This is a genomic window from Streptomyces sp. NPDC051364, assembly GCF_040682115.1.
GTDB lineage: Bacteria > Actinomycetota > Actinomycetes > Streptomycetales > Streptomycetaceae > Streptomyces.
Map to the genome: position 1 here is coordinate 1 of NZ_JBFBAH010000046.1, position 18,267 is coordinate 18,267.

Here is an 18,267-nt window from a genome sequence, read left to right on the forward strand (position 1 = left end):
GGCGTGCAGCCGGACATCCCTTGCGCCGCTGCTGACTCCCTCGCCCACGCACACGCACTGGCCCTCGCCCGACTGGCAGGCTGACCCAATCCAGGCCATCGACAGCACTGCGCGCGGCACCTCCCCCTACCCACGTCAGCGGCTGACTTCGGCGGCGGAGGCCCCGGTCTCCGGCGGCCCCCGCGTGCTCATCCCGCACGACTAGGTTCACGTCATAGATGCCGAAATGGCTTGGTTCGCTGTCAAACGCCTGGATTGGTTGACCAGGGACACCGGTGTCCTTTGCCACTGAAGTCAGCCGTTTTGTCATTCAACCCAGTCGACGGGGGGGCGTGTAATGACCCGAAGGGCGGCCGCTGTCACGGAGACGGGCTTGGCGTCACCAAGACTCCTCCCGTCCACGGCCGTAGTCGGCCACCACGGTGCACAGACGCGTCTCAGGAATCGAGCACCGCAGCAACGGCCTCGATCTCGACGAGCTGGTCCTGGTAGCCGAGCACGGTGACGCCCATCAAGGTGCTGGGGACGTCATGGTCACCGAACGAGTCCCGTACCACCTCCCAGGCAGCCACCAGGTCCTCCCGCCGGGCCGACGCGACAAGGACCCTGGTGCTGATGATGTCCTCGAGGGATGCACCGGAGGCCGTGAGAGCAGCCCGCATGTTCTCGACAGCTTTCGCTGCCTGGCCCGCATAGTCCCCGACTGCTGCCGTGGAGCCGTCATCGTTCAGCGGACACGCCCCGGCGAGAAAGATCAGCCGCGACTCGGCGGGCGCAGTGGCTGCGTAGGCGTACTCGGCGACGTCGGAGAGGGAGGCGGAGCGGATCAAAGTAATGGCACGAGCCACGGTCATCGAGGCCTTTCTCATCGGGTGTGGAGCCCGGACATCCTGCCCATGCCCTGCTGGTTCCCGCCTCCCCTTTTCCTCGTCGGCCCGCCACGCGACGACCGCCGGATGAGACCGACCACGCGTCGACTGAGTTGGATGACATATCGACTGGATTCGCCGACAAAGGACAACCGGCCGAAGACGCCAGCACCCTCAATCTTCAAGGGATGGCAAAGCATCCGTGCACGGTGTCTGAATCGGCCTCGAATTCTTACTTGGTCCGAGTGAAGGGCTTCTTACCACCCGACCTGGAGGACCTGTGCACCACACTTCCCCGTCCCGGCCGAACTCGGTCCGGCCGACATGAGCCTCCCGGACCTCCCGGTCGACGAGCTCCTCAACCAGCTCCAGACCGTCCTGCGCGCGGCCGTGCCGTACCTCGTCGCCCTCGGCGTCCTGGGGGCGGCGGTGTGGGTGTGGTGGACGATCCGCCGCGCGGCGCTCGTCAGGGAAGCGCTCGCCGACCGGGTCCAGGTCGAGGCGATCCCCACGGCAACCTTCGACCCCGGGGAGGGCGAAGTCGGCCGCTGGGCCCGCCAGCTCGGGCGCGTGCACTACGCCGCCGCCGGTGTCCCAGCCCGCGGATCCGCTGTGCGCCTGAAGTACACCGCCGTGGACGGCAAGATGCGCTGCTACATCGAAGGGCCGGCGGCTGCGGCCGCGATCCTGGCCATGCCCGGCTTTGCCGAGGTCGAGGTCCGAACACACCACGGCCCGAGCGAATTCCGCCCAGTCCGATTCACCGGTCCGGGAGGTACGCCGTGACCGCCGTCGTCTCCCTCTCCAAGCCGACGCAGGTGTCCACCGCCGCCCAGGCGAGCGTGCGCCGGTACGTGCAGCGCGCTGAACTGGCCCTGGGCCTGCCCGACTACAAGGCCCTCGCCTCGCTCGGCCTGAGCCCGGATCCTCTTCAGCAGCTTGCCGCGGCCATGGCCTCGGTCCGCACCGAGGACGGGGAGAAGGCGGAGGCCGTCTTCGACCTGGTCCCGGTCTCCGAGCGCCGCCTGGCCCGCCGCCGGCGCCGCCTGATGGCCCGGGCTGCTCGCCGGGGACCGTCCGCGTACGGCGAGCGCCTCACCGGCGGCCTCGGCGGAGGCGGCTTCTGGGGGTCGATGACCTCGGCCTGGTCCGGCGGCGCCGGAGCCTCCAGCCGATCCGAGCGGATTCCGCGGCAGACCGACCTGCGCGACGGCGTCGGAAAGCTCGAACCGGCCGCCGGGGCGGTGTTCGCCGTGCAGATCCTGCTGAGGACCGAGGCCGCTCACCCGCAGCTGGCCCTGGCCCGGATGCATCAGCTGATCGCCGCGCTGTCGATGACCTCGGGGGAGAACTACCTCAAGGCTCACCGGCCCCGCCGCTGGTCCATCGGCAGGTTCGAGCGCCGGTTCGCGAGCGGCGAGTTCGCCCCGATCCGCCGTCAGTGGCTGACCGTGCCCGAGATCGCGGGCTGGCTCAAGCCGCCCACCGTCAAGTGCACCGCCTCCAGCGTGGTGCGCTCCGGCGGCCTGGTCCCGCCGGCCCCGGCCGACCTCCCCGTCTACACCGGACAGCGCGACCTCATCCCGCTCGGCGCCGTCGTCTACCCCGACGGCCGCGAACGGATCGCCGGCGCCCGCGTGCAGGACCTCCTCTTCGGCCTCCAGCTCGGCAAGTCCGGCCACGGCAAGACGGAGGAGGCCCTGGTCCAGTGCATCGCGATGGCCCACTCCGGCTACGGCTGCTGGTTCTTGGACCCGCACGGCGAGGGCTGGGCCAGGGCCAAGCCCTACCTCGCGCACCCGGAGATCGCCGACCGGCTCTGGGAGATCAACCTCGCCAAGGCCGACCCGGACCAGCCCGTCGTCTCCTGGAACCCCCTCTCCATGGAGGGCCGCACGCTCTCCGACGTCCAGGACATCGTCCGCTCCGTCACCGAAGGCATCGCCGCAGCGCAGGACTGGGGCGACAACGCCCCCCGCGCCCGGACGATCCTGGCCCGCGCCTCCCAGGCCCTGGCCCTGCTCAACCTCCAGGCCGTCCAGAACAACCGGCCCGAGGCACAGTGCACCCTCTTCCAGATTCGGACCTGGCTCACCGACGAAGACTGGCGCGAGCAGCTTCTGCCCAAGCTCCCGCCGCGGGTCCGCGCCTACTGGGATACGACGTTCCCCAAGCTCGGCCCGGACGCCGTGCCGACCGTCACGTACGCCATCGACCGCCTCGACACCTCACAGTCCCTTCAAGGGTTCTTCGGCAGCCCCCGCTCCGCGTACGACGTCCGGCACGCGATGGACACGTCGAAGGTGGTGTTCGTCTGCCCGTCCGGCAGCGAGAGCGACGCCCTGGTCAGCTGCCTGCTCATCCACGACCTCCACCGCGCCGGCCTCTCCCGCCAGGACACCCCGCGCGAGCAACGGAACACCTTCTGGGCCTGGGGCGACGAGCTCACCGCCCTCGACTCCTCCAGCAAGGGCTTCCTCGCCGCCATCGCCGAACAGCTCAGGAAGTACGAGGTGCGCTTCATCGGCATGACCCAGATGGCGCTCCGGCTCTCAGCCGTCACCCGTCAGGCTCTCCTGCAGAACCAGAGCTGGCTGTCGACCTGCGCGGCCGACTACGACGAGGCGGCCTTCGTCGCGAAGCGCTGGAACGGCCACGTGGCCCCGGAAACGATCACCGAGCTCCCGAAGTACCACTACGTGATGTCCGTGAACTTGAACGGGGCCCGGACCACGCCTTTCCGGGTCCGCGGCCTGCCCGTGGACGAGGTCTTCGCGAACTACAACAACCCAGCTGGCGTCCCCGCTCTCGACCAGGCGATCGACACCAACCTCAACCGCCGTCCGCTGCGCGACATCCTCGAGGACCTGGAGGTGCTCGACGGCACCGTCCTCGCCCACCACACCGGCCGGCGCCCCGGCGGCCCGAGCGCCGGCGACCCCACCAGCGTCATCGACTAGAAGAGAAGCCCCCCATGCCCTACCCGCAGTCCGCCCCCACCGGGCTGGGCCAGGTCGCCCAGCAGGCCGCCCAGGTCCTCTACCAGCACCGTCTGGTCTCAACGAGGCAGCTCCACCGGCTCGTCACCCCGCACCACACCCGCACCGAGTACCTGCGCCGCCAGCTCCACACCCTCCGCGGAGCAGGATTCGCCGAGGTCGTGGGCCGCCGCAGCACCGGCCAGACCGAGCTGCTGTGGTGGCTGACCGAGAAGGGCGCCCAGGCTGTCGAAGCCGTCGGTCTGCTCCAGCAGCGCCCATACCGGATGAGCCCGGAAGCTGCCCTCGGCCCGCTCCAGGAGCACACCCTCGCCGTCGTGGACACCGGCGCCGCCATCGTCGAGCACGCCCGCCGCCTCGGGCACGAGTGCGGCCCCCTGGACTGGTCGCCCGAGGTCGCCCACTACTACCGCGACGAAGCCCGTCCGGGGGAGGAGCTGTGCCTCGTCCCGGATGCCGTCCTCAACTACGTCCACGCCGAGGGCAAGCAACGCACCCTGCTGACCTTCTTCGTCGAAGTCGACCGCACCCAGATGACGATCGCCCGCCTGGCCCAGAAACTCCACGCCTACGCCGCCTACCACGAGTACGCGCCTCAGCCCCAGTCCGCCAAGGGCCCCCGCGGGCCCCGGCGCCAGGCCACGATGCCTGCCTGGCGCTACCGCTACCCCGTCTTCCCCCGGCTTCTGCTCGTGCTGACCGGGGCCTCCGAGGAGCGTCTCGCCCGCCGGATCGCCGATCTGCGCAGCCTCGCCGCCAGCGACCCGGCACTCGCCGCCACCGCTCTCCGGGCCGGAGTCACCACCCTCGACCAGCTCCGCACCTGCGGCCCCTTCGAGCCGGTCTTCACACCAGTCCTCGGAGCAGCTGAGCCGGTGGACGCCTGGATTCGCAGCTCCGTCGCCGCAGCAGCCTGAGACGCGTGAGAGGGGTGGGAGGCCTACACCTCCCACCCCTCTAGCGCCGCTGACGCGTCCCGTTGTCCGCGGCGTTCCCGAACCGGTGCGCGAGACAGTCACACGACGGGGTGAGTGGACTGGACCCGGCCTGCACGAAGGCGTAGAACTGCGACAACAGGGCCTCCTGGAAAACTCGTTGGCGTAGACACCTACCGAGCTACCAAGAGGCCCTGTTCTCATGCCCGGAACCCACCGTCATCACCCGAACGGGACTCCCGTTCGACCAACACCCCTCAAGATCGGAACGACAACAGCCACTCATGCTGCCCAGCGGAACCGGTGGAACCCTCCAGTTCGTTCAGTGTCGCTACGCGACATGATGCTGTGCGACATCTATCGGCATTCCAGGGTTCGCTCAATGGGCGCATTTACGCAGGTCAGAGAGCTGCGGGGGGTGCGCCCTCTATATGTCTCGGGAAGGACCCCACAGCCTGGAGTGCAACGGCTGTTCCATGGAGGACTCCTCCATCCGCATCAGCCACGCTGCCGTCCAAACTAGGCCTGTCGGCGAAGCGCAGGTGCCAGGTGCGCATTGGACCTGCGGCCCAATATCGGGGGACCAGCCCCCCGAACCCCCCGCCAGCGCCCAGGCCGCGCTGGACCGGCCACCCTGTGGGGGCCAGCCCTCACGCTCCGTGGCAAGGGCTGCGCCCCTGCACCCCGCACCGGGGGCTCCTCGCCCCCGGCCCCCGCCAGCGCCTTTCGGCTGCGCTGGACCAGCCACTGCCGCTTGCCCTGCGCGGGCTCCCTGACGGTCGCCCACGCACCGTTCCGGGCCCCAGGGGCCCTGCACTGGGCAGTTGCCTCTGGAGGAGGGGCTGATGTGTTGCTGGGTGAAGGTGTTGGTGGCTGTCCGTCTGTAAGGCTTCGCCGTCCTGTGGTTGCGCCGATGGGCTGACGAAGGAAGGGGTGCTCAATCGACGAGGCTGCGGCCGGAAACAACGGAGCAGCTCTGTCCGTGCTGGTCAAGGTCGACCGGGTGCGGGTAGTCGGTCAGGCCGGAGGTCAGCGCCGACGTAGACCACCGCAGGGGCGGGGGAGGGGAGATCGGGGGAGGAGGGCTTCTGCCTCCTCGCAGTGCGGGGGACGTTGCTCTATCCACGGTCGTAGATCAGGCGGGGGCCGTCCTCGCAGGTCGGGAGGACGGCCCGAATCGCGTGGGCGGTGTTCCTCTCCGTGCCCGCCGGTTGCGCTCGTTTTCAGCCATTTCGAATACCCATTGAGCCAATCCGCCTTCTGAATCTGAAGTGCAGATGAACCGACATTCTGGATTATCGAGAAGGGGTGGGGCGCAGCGTTCCGGTTGTTGACGTCTCGCCCATCGGACTGAATTCCGAGAAGGTCCCGGGAGGGTGCGGAAAAGCCCGTTTTGTGCCGGTCGTATGGCCGTGAACTGCACTAATGGCTTTCGATGTTGGCCGCCTCTGCGTAACGTATGGGAACAGTCCGGTCGCTTGTGACGGTTGTGGTTCACGCCGCGCGAAAACAGGCCGCAAAGGTCTGCACCGGGCGCGACGGCTTTCTGGTCTACGGGGAGGCAGCGGTACCCATGGCACGACTCGATCAGCGCGGCTGGAACGGCAGCCGGGCAGTCCCTGTATTTCTAGCGTTCTGCGTGGTTCTCACCGCGGCCTGTACCTCGTCGGGCGACTCGGACAGCGAGAAGGGCAAGCCCGCGACGCCGACGGTTTCGGCGGTACCGAGCAAGTCGGCGTCGCTCGATCCGGCCGAGGTAGTGAAGACGGAGGCACTGACCGCGTACAAGGCGTACTGGGCAGAACTGCCCAAGGCCTTCGCGATTCCGGCGATCGAAGGTACAGACCTTAAGCGATACGCGGCCTTCGAGGCACTTACCAAGGCGCAGCAGGGGACCGCGAACCTGAAGGCGAACGGCCGGGTCATGACGGGCCAGCCCGTCGTCTCCAATTCGACCGTAACCGCGGCGGAGCTGGAGAAGACGACCCCGAACGTCACCATCTCCAGTTGCCTGGACGTCTCCAACTGGAAGATCGTAGACAAGAAGTCTGGGGCGCCGGCCCCCGCGGCCACGAGCTCTGTGACCAAGTACGTGGTCACAGGGCACATGGAGCGCTGGGACGGTTCCTGGAAGGTGCTCAAGGAAGATCTGCACGCGGACCAGCCGTGCTAGCCCGTCGATTTGCCGCACTGGCTCTTCCACTTGCCCTTCCCTTCGTGTACCCCGCCACAGCTGCCGCCGACGAAAAGTGCGAGATCTACTACGTCTGCCCGATCGTTGAGACGCCCGGAGACCCGGGCGGAGTCCGTCCGCCCGGCGGGGGCGGTGGAGGCACTGGCGGCGGTGGAGGCGGGGTTACAGGCGGAGGGAACAGCCGCTACACCTGCACCTATACCCTGGCCGACCCACAGCCGTCGGACGACAGCGGCCTGTGGGGATCTGGCGGACGGCAGCCCGGTGTCTCGATGTATATCGAGGACTGTCTCGACAACGAGACCGGCGTGCACGACGTCAAGAACATCTTCACCACGGCGCCGCCCACGGGCGGCGGACCGGTCATCGACCCGGCGGTCGTTGCCCGGCAGGCCGTAGACAAGATGCTGCTGCGCCCGCCTGCGATCGGCATCACTCCGAAGCCCGGTGGCAAGGGTGTGGTCGGCATGCCCGTCTACATGTGGACCGAGACCGGTCCGGAGACGTACGGGCCGAACACGTCCTCTGCGTCGGTCGGTCCGGTGTCGGTGACGGCCACCGCCTGGGTGTCGAAGATCGTGTGGAACATGGGGGACGGCCACACCGTCACCTGCACGGCCGCCGGCACGCCCTACAAGCCGGAGTACGGCAAGAACCCGTCCCCGGACTGCGGTCACCGCTACGACAAACCGTCCTCCACCACCGGCTCCGGTACGTACCACGTCACCGCGACGTCCACCTGGTCGATCGACTGGCAGGTCACCGGTGGCGCCCAGGGCGGCCAGCTGACTGAGATCCGCACCAGCTCTGTGGACATCGCCGTCGCTGAGGTCCAGGTCCTCAACTAGTACGCGCACTGCTTGCACTTCCCCGAGAGGCAGTACCCGAATGGAATCCCCCGCCGCCCCGCCGATGCCGCGTCCAGCCGGCCCGCGCACCGACCTCCCCATCACCACCGGGGCCCCCGTGAAGCGGCAGCGCCGGTACGCTGCGGCTGCCCTGAGCACCGTGCTGGCCGTCGCGGCCGCCCTCGGCGCGGCCGCCGCGGTGTCCGCCGTCGGTGACCGTACGAAGGTGCTGGCCATCGCGAACGACGTCCCGGCCGGGCAGCCGCTGACTGACGCGGACATCGTCGTCGCGGAGGTCTCCGCCGACGCAGCCCTGACCCCGATGCCTGCCACCGACCGCTCGATGGTCGTGGGCAAGCGTCCTGCTGTCGACCTGCGCAAGGGCAGCCTGTTGGTTGCCGCCCAGCTCCAGCCCGGCACCGGCCTGGGAGACGACAAGCAGCAGGTCGGCGTCCAGGTCAAACACGGACAGGCCCCCGCCGGCTCCCTCGTCCCCGGCGACAAGGTCCTCGCCGTCACGGTCCCCGGCCAGGGTGAGCAGCCCACCGGCAAGGACGGCGCCGAGGCCCCGCCGACGTCGGTGAGGGCGGTCGTTGTCTCCGTCAGTCGGCCCGATGCGTCCGGCGCCGTTGTCGTCAACTTGGCCGTCGCGCCTTCGGACGGGCCGCTGCTGGCCACCCGTGCCTCGTCGGGCCGGGTCGCCCTGGTTCGCGACGTGCGGAGCGGGTCGTGACGGTCACCGCGCTGGTGAGCGCGAAGTCATGCGGTGTCACCACCAGCGCTCTCGCGATGGCCCTGTCCTCCACGCGCCCTTCGCTGCTGGCCGAGTGTGACCCGGCCGGAGGCACTCTGCGCGCGGGCTTCTTCCAGGCTCAGATCGCGGCCGGGACCGGCCTCTACCACCTTGCCATCGCCGAGCGCGCCGGTGAGGACGCGCTCGCGCAGGCCTTCGCGAGCCACCTCGTCGGTCTCGACGCCTCCGGCAACCGTCAGGTCCTGCCCGGCCTGACCGACCCCGCCCAGGCCCCTGCCCTGGCACGGACCTGGCCCGCTCTCGCCCAGGTGATGCGGGTGCTGTCGGACGAGGGTGGATACGACGTCATCATCGACGCCGGCCGCCTGGCCCTGGAGTCCGGCCACCTCCACCCCACCCTGACCCCCGCACCGCTCCTTCAGGGAGCCGACCTGGTCCTGCTCGTCGTACGCGCCACCGACCAGTCCCTCACCCTGGCCCGGCACATGACGGAACCGCTGCGCGCCGAGCTCACCGACCGCGGCACCGGCCCGGGCGCTCTGGGCGTCCTCCTCATCGAGGACGGCCCACGTCGCGCCCCCGAAGTCTCCGACGCTCTCGGCCTGCCGGTCATGGCCGCGCTGCCCTGGGAGCCGGACACCGCCGCCTACCTCGCCGGCACCGCTCCCGCCCCGCGGAAGCTGAAGAAGTCCGCGCTGCTGAACTCTGCACGCACCGCCCTCGGCCACCTTCAGGCGGCAGCTTCCCGCCGCTCGCTGCATCAGCAGTACCCGCCTGCCCTTCCGGCACCGGCCGCCCCGCAGCTCGCCGGGGTGCTCCAGCGTCTGGGCCACGGACGGGTGGACCCCCGTGTCTGATACCCAGCAACGCCCCGACGGCCCGACCGCGCACGGCCCCGCGGACATCGCGGGACTGCTCACCGGCCGCATCAGCACGGCCCGGATCCCCCAGCCCGCAGCCGCGCCTGCACCGGTGCCCGCTCTGCCGGCTCCCAGCCGCCCGGCGACGGCCCCCAGTCCGGGTGCGGTCCCGAAGCTGGCCGGGCTGCCGGGGCAGCTGCCGGTGGGCTGGGAGGTCATCGAGGCACTTCAGGCCGAGGTGTCCGCCGAGCTGTCCGCGCACGATCCCAGCCGCCTGCTCGAGGAAGACGACCGCCGGGCCCAGGCCCGCTCCATGGTGACGAAGGCCGTCGCGCGGTGGGCCTCGAAGTACGCGCACGGCAACACCGCTCTCTCGGCGGCCGAAGAACATGCCGTCGGGGCGGCGGTGTTCGACAACATGTTCCGTGGCGGCCGCCTCCAGGGCCTGCTCGACGAGCAGGGCGTCGAGGACGTCATGGTCGACGGGCTCCGCGCGCACATCGAGTACTACGACCGGCCCCGCCGCAGCATCGAGCGGGTCGCCGACTCGCACGAGGAACTGACCACCTGGGTCAACCGCATGGCTGGCTTGTCCGGCCACGGCGAGCGCGCCCTGACCCAGGCCACCCCGAACGTGGGCTTCCGCATGCCAGACGGGTCCCGCGTCACCGCAAGCCTGCTCACCACCCGCCCGTCGGTCGTCATCCGAAAGCACCGCATCCGCCAGCACGGCATCGACGAACTCGTCCGCTGGGGCTCGCTCAACCCGCTGCTGAGAGCCTTTCTCCTGGCCTGTGTCCAGGCGAAACTCAATATCCTCGTCGTCGGCGACATGGGCGCGGGCAAGACCAGCCTCTTGCGCGCCCTGGGACGGGAGATCCCGCCCGGGGAGCGCATCGCCACCGTGGAGTCCGACCGCGAGCTCTACCTCGACGAGCCCGGCCCGGAAGGCAAGCCGGGTCCGCTCACGTTCGCTTTCGAGGCCCGCCAGTCCAACGGCGAGGTCCGCGGCGGCAGTGCCTCGGGCGAGGTCACCATCGGCGACATTTTCCCCACCGCGCTGCGCTACAACGTCAACCGGGTGATCGTCGGCGAGGTCCGCTCCACCGAGGTGCTGCCCATGCTCCAGGCAATGTCCGCGGGTGGCTCCGGCTCGATGTGCACCCTGCACGTTCGGCGCCCGCACGCGATCATCTCCCGCCTCGTGCAGCTGTGCACCGAGGCCGGCATGCAGACGGAGGCCGCGAACCACCTGATCGCCTCCGCGATCGACGTGGTCGTCTACCTCACCTACCTCGACGAGACCGCGATCGGCGGCCGCAAGCACCGCTTCGTCTCCAACATTTACGAGGTCCACGACGTCGTCGGTGAGGGCGGACGCCCCACCACCAGCGAACTCTTCGCCCCCCACGGCGACGAACCGCGCGCGGTGTACCGCAACATGCCGTCGTTCATAGACGTCCTGGAGCGCACCGGCACCTTTGACCGCCGGTGGCTGACCCAGAACCCCGCGGGTGCCTGGGGCCCGGCCCTGCAGGTGGTGAAGCCACGATGACGGACCTGATGAACGGGAGGCAACTTGACCCGCGAAGTGGCCTACAGCGCCGCCGCCATCGCGGGGGTGGCCGTGGTCCTCGAGGGCCTGCTCCTTTGGTGGCTTCACAGCCGATGACCGAACCGACCCGGGAGGCCCGGTGAACTCCTCGCAGCTCGCCCTCGTAGCCGCGCTGTGCGCCCTCGCCATGGTCCTGACCAGTCTCGTCGCCGTACGCGAGTGGCGCGGCCGCGTCGTGGACCTCGCGAAGCCCGCCTCCCGGCGTGCCAGCCGGATCCGCGCGGCGAAGGCCAGTCTTCCTGAGGTCTGGCAGCGCCGCTGGCGCGCCCTGGTGACCACCGCCGGGATCACCGTGCTCGCGGTGTGGGCGTGGACCGGGTGGCCCGTCCACGGGGTCCTCGCAGGCGCCGCCGTCTTGGGTTTCCCTTTCCTCCTCAACCCCGGGATCGCGGCCGAGCAGCGCATCGAGCGCCTGGAGGCGATCGGGCAGTGGCTCAACGGCCTGGCCGGCATCCACACCGCCGGCATCAGCCTCGTGCAGACCATCCGCGCCAGCGCCCGCAACGCCCCCGCCCCCATCGCCGCCAACGTCCGCGCCCTGGACGAGCGGCTGCGCTCCGGTATGGATGCCAAGACCGCCTTCGCCCTCTTCGCCGACGAGCTCGGCGATGGGGTCGTGGACCACGTCGCGCTCCTGTTCCAGTCGCACGCGGCGAACATGGGCCCCGGCCTGTCGACCGCGCTGGAGGCGCTCGCGGTGACGATCCACCAGCAGGCCGCCGACGCCCGCGACATCGAGTCCGACCGCGCCAAGATCCGCAAATCCTCGAGGATCGTCTCGATCGTGATCTGCATCGTCTTCGTCGGCTGCATGCTCAACGAGGCCTGGTCCGCCTGGTACAAGTCCCCGGCCGGACAGCTGGCCCTCGCCATCCTCGGCGGTCTCTTCGCCTGGACGCTGTCCTGGCTGCGCCGGGCCGCCGCGACCAAGCCTGACCCCCGCCTGCTCAACCCCCTGCCGCAGGCCGAGCCGGCCGCCGTGACGGGAGCCGCCCGATGATCCCCATGGAAGCGGTCCTTCCCGCCGCGGCCGCTGGCGCCTTCACTGGCCTGGCCATCCGCGCCCTGTGGCCGGCCCGGCCCGACGTCGTCTCCGTCATGGACCGGCTCGATGCCGACCACATCGCGCGCCAGCCCAGGGTCACTGCCACCGGCACCGGGTCCCTGCCCGAGAAGGTCGGCAGCCGACTCCTCAGCGCCGTCGGCGAGCGGATCACCCTGCCCGTCCGGGATCTCAATCTCCTGCGGATCAGCCCCGCCGAGCACCTGGGCAAGCGCGCCCTGTTCGCGCTGTACGGGCTGGTCCTGCCGCAGCTGGCCAGTGCGCTTCTGTCGATGCTGGGGGTGAGCCTGCCGTTCGTGATGCCCGCCGCAGCCGGTCTCGGCCTGGGCGCCCTGTTCTGGCTGTGGCCCGGCCAGGAGGTCAGGAAGGAGGCCGCGGGCGCCCGTCTCGTCGTCCGGCACGCCGCCGCCAGCTACCTCGACCGCGTCGCCCTGGCCCGCATCGCCAACAGCGGCGCCGCCCAAGCCCTGACCGACACGGCGGACGTCGGTGACGGCTGGATCTTCGAACGGATGCGGCAGGCCTTCTACGAGGCCGACCTCGCCGGCGTCACCGTCTGGGACGCCCTCAGGCAGCTCGGCGAAGAACTCGACATCCCCGAACTCACCCGCCCCGCCGACACCCTCGCCCTCGCGGGCGACGGCGCCGCCGTCTACACCACCCTCCAGGCCCAGGCCCGCCAGTTGCGCGTCGCGATCCTCTCCGACGCCAAAGCCCAGGCCAACGAGGCGTCGACCTCCATGGTGCTGCCGGTGACCTTCGCCGTGCTCCTCATGTTGGTCTTCGTCGTCCTGCCGCCCGTTGTCTCGATGTTCAACGGCTGAACCCCAAGGGAGAGAACCATGCACATCCGCGCCCTGACCACTGTCCTCGCCGCTCGCTGGGAGCGCCTGAAGAAGGGCGGCGATGCCGGCCAGACCTCGGCCGAGCTCGCCGTCATCGCCGGAGTCGTCATCGCTATCGCGATTGCGGTCGTCGCCGCGATCAAGACGTTCACCGACGCCAAGATCCCGCTCATCAGCGGCTGAACCACCCACCAGGAGGAAGGAAGCGGCGTGAAAAACCAGGTCAGCAACCGGTGGCGGCGCCTACGCGCACGCCTGCGGAACGAGGGCGATCGAGGCTCGGGCAGCGTCGAGCTGGCCGTACTCGCCGTCATCGTGCTTTTCCTGGTCTTCGCCGCGATCCAAACCGGCATGTACTTCCACGCCCGCTCCGTCGCCCGCTCCGCAGCCACCCAGGGAGTGGAGGCCGGCCGCCAGCTCGGCGTCGGCCCGGGCGACGGCGTCGCCCAGGCCCAGGCACTCCTGGCGAAGTACGGCAGCGTCCGCGGCGCGAGCGTCTCCGCCGACGGCAGCGGCCCGGAACAGATCCGCATCACCGTCCGCGGCACCGTCGCCACCCTCGTCCCCGGATTCGAACTGGGCGTCGTCCAGAGCGCCGAGGCTCCCGTCGAGCGCTGGGTGGCGGCCCAGTGAGGCGGGCCCGGCGCATCGACTGGCGCGAGGACCGGGGGAGCTACTCGGTTGAGACCGTCATCCTCGCCCCGGCCATCATCGCCCTCATGCTGCTGATGATTGCGTTCGGCCGGATCACCGACGCCTCCGGCGCCGTGGACGGCGCCGCCCGGGCGGCCGCCCGGGCCGCCTCCCTCGAACGCGAAGCCGGCGCCGCGCAGGCCTCCGGGGAGGCGGCCGCGACCCGCAGCCTCACCGGCGAGGGAATCCACTGCGCCTCTTCCAGCGTCTCGGTCGACACCTCCGGGTACGGCCTCGACATCGGCCAGGAGGCCACCGTCCGCGTCACCGTCGCCTGCACCGCTCCACTCGGCGAGATCGGGCTGCCCGGGCTCCCCGGATCCCGCACGCTCCGGTCATCGTGGACCAGCCCGATCGATTCCTACCGAGGCCGCCAGTGATCACCGCCCTCACCCGCCACATCACCCGCCTGCGGGACCGAATCAGCAACGGTGGAGACCGCGGGTCACTGTCACCGTTCTACGCAATCAGCGCCCTCGGCATCATCATGATCATGGGGCTGCTGGTCGACGGCGGCGGAGCCCTCAACGCCACTAACAAGGCGACCGGCCTCGCGCAGGAGGCCGCTCGCGCGGCCGGCCAGCAACTCAACGTCCCCGCCGCCGTCCAGGGCACCGAGATCACGGTGGACCCGGACGCCGCCGTCGCCGCCGCCCAGGACTACCTCGCCGCCCAGAACGTCAGCGGCAACGTGACCATCACCGACGGCGGCCAGCGCCTCGAAGTCACCGTCCACGACACCTACAACACGTTGTTCGCCCAGTTCGTGGGTAGGTCGACGATCAGCGTGTCCGGCACGGCACACGCCCGACTGCACACCCAAGCCGGAGGCTGACACGTCCCATGAGCACCCCCCTACGCCTGCTCCGCGCCCTGCTCGGCCTCGCCGTCCTGGCCGCACTCATCGTCGGCATCCCCCTCGTCCTGCTGGCTGTCGGTCATCAGCCCACCGACCTCGCCGGCGGATGGGACCTGCTGACCGGACAGGACGACGGCCAGCTGTTCTTCACGGTGCTCACGACGATCGGCTGGATCGGCTGGGCGCTGTTCACGTTTTCCGCCCTCGTCGAGATCGTCGCGCTGTTCCGCGGCCGCAAGGCCCGGCGGATCAAGGGCCTCGGTGGGATGCAGGGCTTCGCCGGCCTCCTCATCGGCGGCCTCGTACTCCTCGCCCCCACCGCCGCCTCGGCCGCGACCACCGGTCCGGCCGTCGCCGCGACCGCCGTACAGACTGCGGGCACCAGCAGCACGGCGGCCGCCCCGGCAGCCGCGGCCGCAGCGGAGCAGGACACCTGGCCCACCCACACCGTCACTGGGGACTCCGAGCTCCCCTGGGACTTGGCGGAGCAGTACCTGGGCAGCGGCCCGAGATGGAAGGACATCGCCGCCCTCAACCCCTCCATCCCGCAACTCGCGGCTGGCGACCAGTTCCTCCCCAAGGGCGCCGTCATCCGGCTCCCCGCCGACGCCAACATCGCCAAGCCGGCCACCCTGGCTCCGGCACCCGCCCAGGCCGCGCCCGAGACGGCCCCGCCCACGCAGCAGCCTGCGCAGGCCGGCCCCACGGACGCAGAACCCGCCCCGGCCCAGGCCGAGCACACCGTCCAGCCCGGAGAGAACCTGTGGGGCATCGCCGACAAGCATGGCAACCCCGAGGACTGGCCGAAGATCTTCGAAGCCAACAAGGGAAAGCCGCTGCCCGGCGGCGGAACCTTCGACAACCCCGACCTGATCGTCCCCGGCCAGGAACTCACCCTCCCCACGGCAACCGCCCCGGCCCCCGCTGAAGCTACCCGTCCGGCTCCGGACACCACGACGCCGCCGGCCCCCGCGCCCGCACCCTCGAAGTCCGCCACCCCCGCGCCCACCGCGGCGACGCCCAGCACCACGCCCACGACCCCCGCTCCAGCGCCCGCGCAGGGCGGTCAGAAGGCGGACACGGCCCAGCAGGTGCAGGACGCCGACGAGGCCCTGGCGCCCGCTGCGGTCTGGATGGGAGCCGGCGCCCTGGCCGCCGCCCTCATCGGCACGCTTGCCACCCGCCGCATCCTTCAGCAGCGCCGCCGCCGACCCGGCCGCCGCATCCCCATGCCCACCGGCAGTGCCGCCGCCACCGAGCAGGGCCTGCGCTCGGTGCAGCACCCCTCGGGGTTCGACCTCCTCGACGCGGCCCTGCGCACCCTGGCCCTCAATCTGGCGGCCGCCGACCGCGACTTGCCGGTGGTCACCGCCGTGGTGCTCCACGAGAACAAGGTCGAACTCCACCTCGACCAGGACACCGCGCCGATGAAGCCCTTCTCGGGCACCGCCGGCCGCACCGACCTGTGGACCTGCGGCGCATCCAGTCCCGACCTCGCCGACCCCGATGCCCTCCAGGGCGCCGACGCCCCCTACCCGGCTCTGGTCTCCCTGGGCTGGGACGGCGCCGGCCGTCTGGTCCTGGTCGACCTGGAGTACGTCGGCGTCCTCCACCTGGACGGCGATGCTGACCACGCCCGCCACGTTCTCCAGGCCATCGCGGTCGAGCTCGCCAGCACCCCCCTGCCCGGCCACGTGGAGATCACCGCGCTGGCCGACACTGCTCCGGGGCTCGACGACGCAGCACCCGAACGCGTCGCCCGCACGCAGACCCTCTCCGACGCGGTCGACGAGCTGTTCAGCCACGCGGCCGACCAGCGCCGGGCCCTGGCCGGGCTCGGCGCACCCACCCTCCGTGCGGCCCGCCTCCAGGAAGACGCCGGCGGCTCGTGGACTCCCCACATCCTGCTCGCCGCCGATCTGCCGGACTCGACTGAGATGGCGGAGCTGTTCGACCTGTTGACGATCGAGCCGCGGGTCGCCGGTGCGGTCGTGACGGCGAGCGAGAACGCAACGGTGGCCCCGGCGGACGGCTGGACCCTCCACTGTCCGGGCCCGGACGAGACCGTCCTCCTGCCCGGCTCCGGCCTGGCCATCAAGCTCCAGGGCCTGTCCGACGCCCACTTTGCCGACGCGATCGAGCTGCTCACCCTGTCCGCCAGCACCACCGACGTACCCGCCCGCGACGAGTGGCTGGACGACCTCCTCGACCCCGACGAGGCACAGGAGGAGGAAGACCAGCGGGAGCTGGACCAGGAGGACTTCTCGGACGACCCGGAGGAGACCAGCGACGACGAGGGAACGCCCGACCCGGAACCGGCTGCTGCTGGTGCCGATGAGGACGGCATGCCCGACGAGTACGCCGACATCGAGCGGGGGGAGCTGGAGACCACGCAGACCGGGGACGACGCGCCAGCCCAGGAGACCGGCGAGGCACGCGTCCAGCCCGCAGCCCACACGGCTGAGGCACCTGCCGACCAGGCTGAGCACGGCACCAGCGGTCCCACCCTCGCTGACCTCTTCGATCCCCCCGCCGCGCCCGTGCCTGCGCCTGCCTCGCAGCCGGCCACGCCCGAACCGGCGGCCGCCGCCACCGTGCTGACGAAACAAGAACCGGACCCCGCCGAGGCAGTCCCCACGGCCGACAGCCCGCTCCCGGTTCCCGCCCCGTCCCGCGCAGCTGACGACGCCGACGCCGCTGAGGCGCCGTACGCCACCGCGCCGACGGTGCTCCTGCTCGGGCGCGTGGTCATCGAGGGCGCCGCAGGCCGGATCGACTCCAACCGCCAGAGCGCGGCCGTCGAGCTCGTCTCCTACCTCGCCCTCAACCCCGGCGCCGACCACCACGCCATCGACGACGCACTCTGGCCTGGCCGCCTGGTCAACAAGCAGATGCGCAACGCGGTCATCTCGCGCACCCGGTCCTGGCTCGGAAAGAACGCCGACGGCGACGCCTACTTCCCGCGAGTCCAGGACACCGGCGACAGCCGCTACCGCCTCGCCCAGGCCGTCACCTGCGACTGGCGCAACTTTCAGGACCTCGCCCGCATCGGCCTCGCCCGCCACGACGAAGACGGCGAACTCGCTCTGCGCCGGGCCCTAGCCCTCGTCCGCGGCCGGCCCTTCGCCGCGATCGACCCCCAGCGCTACGCCTGGGCCGAGCCGGTCGTCCAGGAGATGGTCTCTGCCATCGCCGACGTCGCCTACGAGCTGTCCACCCGCCGCCGCGAGGCCGCCGACTACGTCGGCGCGCTCTGGGCCGCGCACCAGGGCCTCCTCGCCGCGGAGGAGAACGAACTCCTCCACCGGCAGGTCTTCCTCGCCCACCACGGGGCCGGAGACGTGGACGCCCTCCGCGAAGCCGCGGCCCGGCTGGCCCGCATCAACGAGGGGCTGGGCGGGGGTGTGGACATGGAGGCGGAGACAGCCCAGCTGCTGAGCACGCTGCTGCCGAAGCCGGTCATCCTGCGCTGACAGCAGGCGACAGGTACGAAGAAAGGCCCGGATATTCCCCCCGCAAGCCAGGGGCGTCAACCTGCCCGGGTGTTGCCCCCTCGTTGTGCGCCCCATCGGTCAGGTTAGCCCGGCCAGTTCCTCGGTGGAGCCGGTGATTCCGGCGCCTGCGTGTAGGACGACTGGTTCTGGGCTCTGCCCCTCATGGCGATCCGCCGATTCCCGCGCCTGCGGGCGGGATCCCACCGTGTGGGTGATCAGCGCGCCCCATTCCCGCTGAT

16 protein-coding genes and 1 pseudogene are annotated in these 18,267 nt (G+C 70.8%); 16 read left to right on the plus strand and 1 reads right to left on the minus strand.

The features are described from left to right. Nucleotides 1-205: pseudogene (locus tag AB0M76_RS40345) on the plus strand (hypothetical protein); the annotation flags it as partial. A gap of 232 nt (nucleotides 206-437) precedes the next feature. On the opposite strand, the gene AB0M76_RS40350 reads toward AB0M76_RS40345, so the two are convergent. Continuing rightward, a complete protein-coding gene (locus tag AB0M76_RS40350; RefSeq protein WP_365957775.1) occupies nucleotides 438-848 on the minus strand; it encodes a Rid family hydrolase in 411 nt (136 codons plus the stop codon). Between the two features lie 345 nt (nucleotides 849-1,193). Here AB0M76_RS40350 and AB0M76_RS40355 point away from each other — a divergent pair, with 345 nt between their 5' ends. From AB0M76_RS40355 to AB0M76_RS40425, 15 genes are all read left to right on the plus strand, one after another. Beyond that, nucleotides 1,194-1,655 carry a hypothetical protein gene (locus AB0M76_RS40355; RefSeq protein WP_365957731.1) on the plus strand — a complete coding sequence of 154 codons (462 nt, stop codon included), beginning with the start codon at nucleotides 1,194-1,196 and terminating at the stop codon, nucleotides 1,653-1,655. Next, nucleotides 1,652-3,829: an ATP/GTP-binding protein gene (locus tag AB0M76_RS40360; protein WP_365957732.1), complete on the plus strand. Its 2,178-nt coding sequence runs from the start codon at nucleotides 1,652-1,654 to the stop codon at nucleotides 3,827-3,829. Before AB0M76_RS40355 ends, AB0M76_RS40360 begins: the two co-directional genes overlap by 4 nt. Before the next feature lie 14 nt (nucleotides 3,830-3,843). Beyond that, entirely contained in the window at nucleotides 3,844-4,785 is a 942-nt protein-coding gene (locus AB0M76_RS40365) for a replication-relaxation family protein (RefSeq protein WP_365957733.1), read from the plus strand. Nucleotides 4,786-6,376: 1,591 nt separating this feature from the next. Continuing rightward, the gene (locus AB0M76_RS40370) at nucleotides 6,377-6,976 is read left to right on the plus strand and encodes a hypothetical protein (RefSeq protein ID WP_365957734.1); all 600 of its coding nucleotides are present in this window, start codon (nucleotides 6,377-6,379) and stop codon (nucleotides 6,974-6,976) included. Nucleotides 6,977-7,269: 293 nt separating this feature from the next. Continuing rightward, nucleotides 7,270-7,845 (plus strand): ATP/GTP-binding protein, encoded by a 576-nt coding sequence (locus AB0M76_RS40375; RefSeq protein ID WP_365957735.1) that lies wholly within the window; start codon nucleotides 7,270-7,272, stop codon nucleotides 7,843-7,845. A 40-nt stretch (nucleotides 7,846-7,885) separates the two neighbouring features. Beyond that, nucleotides 7,886-8,578: an SAF domain-containing protein gene (locus AB0M76_RS40380; RefSeq protein ID WP_365957736.1), complete on the plus strand. Its 693-nt coding sequence runs from the start codon at nucleotides 7,886-7,888 to the stop codon at nucleotides 8,576-8,578. Continuing rightward, on the plus strand, nucleotides 8,575-9,456 hold the full coding sequence (locus AB0M76_RS40385; protein WP_365957737.1) for a hypothetical protein: 882 nt from the start codon (nucleotides 8,575-8,577) through the stop codon (nucleotides 9,454-9,456). The genes AB0M76_RS40380 and AB0M76_RS40385 overlap by 4 nt, the downstream gene beginning before the upstream one ends. Beyond that, complete coding sequence (locus AB0M76_RS40390) at nucleotides 9,449-11,014, plus strand: CpaF/VirB11 family protein (protein ID WP_365957738.1); 1,566 nt, start codon at nucleotides 9,449-9,451, stop codon at nucleotides 11,012-11,014. Before AB0M76_RS40385 ends, AB0M76_RS40390 begins: the two co-directional genes overlap by 8 nt. A gap of 139 nt (nucleotides 11,015-11,153) precedes the next feature. Continuing rightward, nucleotides 11,154-12,074: a type II secretion system F family protein gene (locus AB0M76_RS40395; RefSeq protein ID WP_365957739.1), complete on the plus strand. Its 921-nt coding sequence runs from the start codon at nucleotides 11,154-11,156 to the stop codon at nucleotides 12,072-12,074. After that, nucleotides 12,071-12,961: a type II secretion system F family protein gene (locus AB0M76_RS40400; protein WP_365957740.1), complete on the plus strand. Its 891-nt coding sequence runs from the start codon at nucleotides 12,071-12,073 to the stop codon at nucleotides 12,959-12,961. The genes AB0M76_RS40395 and AB0M76_RS40400 overlap by 4 nt, the downstream gene beginning before the upstream one ends. Nucleotides 12,962-12,979: 18 nt before the next feature. Further along, nucleotides 12,980-13,165 (plus strand): hypothetical protein, encoded by a 186-nt coding sequence (locus AB0M76_RS40405; RefSeq protein WP_073819428.1) that lies wholly within the window; start codon nucleotides 12,980-12,982, stop codon nucleotides 13,163-13,165. Nucleotides 13,166-13,192: 27 nt separating this feature from the next. After that, entirely contained in the window at nucleotides 13,193-13,615 is a 423-nt protein-coding gene (locus tag AB0M76_RS40410) for a TadE/TadG family type IV pilus assembly protein (protein ID WP_365957741.1), read from the plus strand. Further along, entirely contained in the window at nucleotides 13,612-14,055 is a 444-nt protein-coding gene (locus AB0M76_RS40415; protein WP_365957742.1) for a TadE family protein, read from the plus strand. The genes AB0M76_RS40410 and AB0M76_RS40415 overlap by 4 nt, the downstream gene beginning before the upstream one ends. Next, on the plus strand, nucleotides 14,052-14,510 hold the full coding sequence (locus tag AB0M76_RS40420; protein ID WP_365957743.1) for a pilus assembly protein TadG-related protein: 459 nt from the start codon (nucleotides 14,052-14,054) through the stop codon (nucleotides 14,508-14,510). Before AB0M76_RS40415 ends, AB0M76_RS40420 begins: the two co-directional genes overlap by 4 nt. 8 nt (nucleotides 14,511-14,518) lie before the next feature. Continuing rightward, nucleotides 14,519-18,007, plus strand: coding sequence for a LysM peptidoglycan-binding domain-containing protein (locus tag AB0M76_RS40425; RefSeq protein WP_365957744.1), 3,489 nt, complete (start codon nucleotides 14,519-14,521; stop codon nucleotides 18,005-18,007). The last annotated feature ends 260 nt before the right edge of the window (nucleotides 18,008-18,267 follow it).

What these genes read in the sequence shown, in the direction of transcription:
- AB0M76_RS40355 (WP_365957731.1), top strand. Translation starts at nt 1,194, where the DNA reads ATGAGCCTCCCGGACCTCCCGGTCGACGAGCTCCTCAACCAGCTCCAG.
- AB0M76_RS40365 (WP_365957733.1), top strand. Translation starts at nt 3,844, where the DNA reads ATGCCCTACCCGCAGTCCGCCCCCACCGGGCTGGGCCAGGTCGCCCAG.
- AB0M76_RS40370 (WP_365957734.1), top strand. Translation starts at nt 6,377, where the DNA reads ATGGCACGACTCGATCAGCGCGGCTGGAACGGCAGCCGGGCAGTCCCT.
- AB0M76_RS40375 (WP_365957735.1), top strand. Translation starts at nt 7,270, where the DNA reads ATGTATATCGAGGACTGTCTCGACAACGAGACCGGCGTGCACGACGTC.
- AB0M76_RS40380 (WP_365957736.1), top strand. Translation starts at nt 7,886, where the DNA reads ATGGAATCCCCCGCCGCCCCGCCGATGCCGCGTCCAGCCGGCCCGCGC.
- AB0M76_RS40400 (WP_365957740.1), top strand. Translation starts at nt 12,071, where the DNA reads ATGATCCCCATGGAAGCGGTCCTTCCCGCCGCGGCCGCTGGCGCCTTC.
- AB0M76_RS40405 (WP_073819428.1), top strand. Translation starts at nt 12,980, where the DNA reads ATGCACATCCGCGCCCTGACCACTGTCCTCGCCGCTCGCTGGGAGCGC.
- AB0M76_RS40425 (WP_365957744.1), top strand. Translation starts at nt 14,519, where the DNA reads ATGAGCACCCCCCTACGCCTGCTCCGCGCCCTGCTCGGCCTCGCCGTC.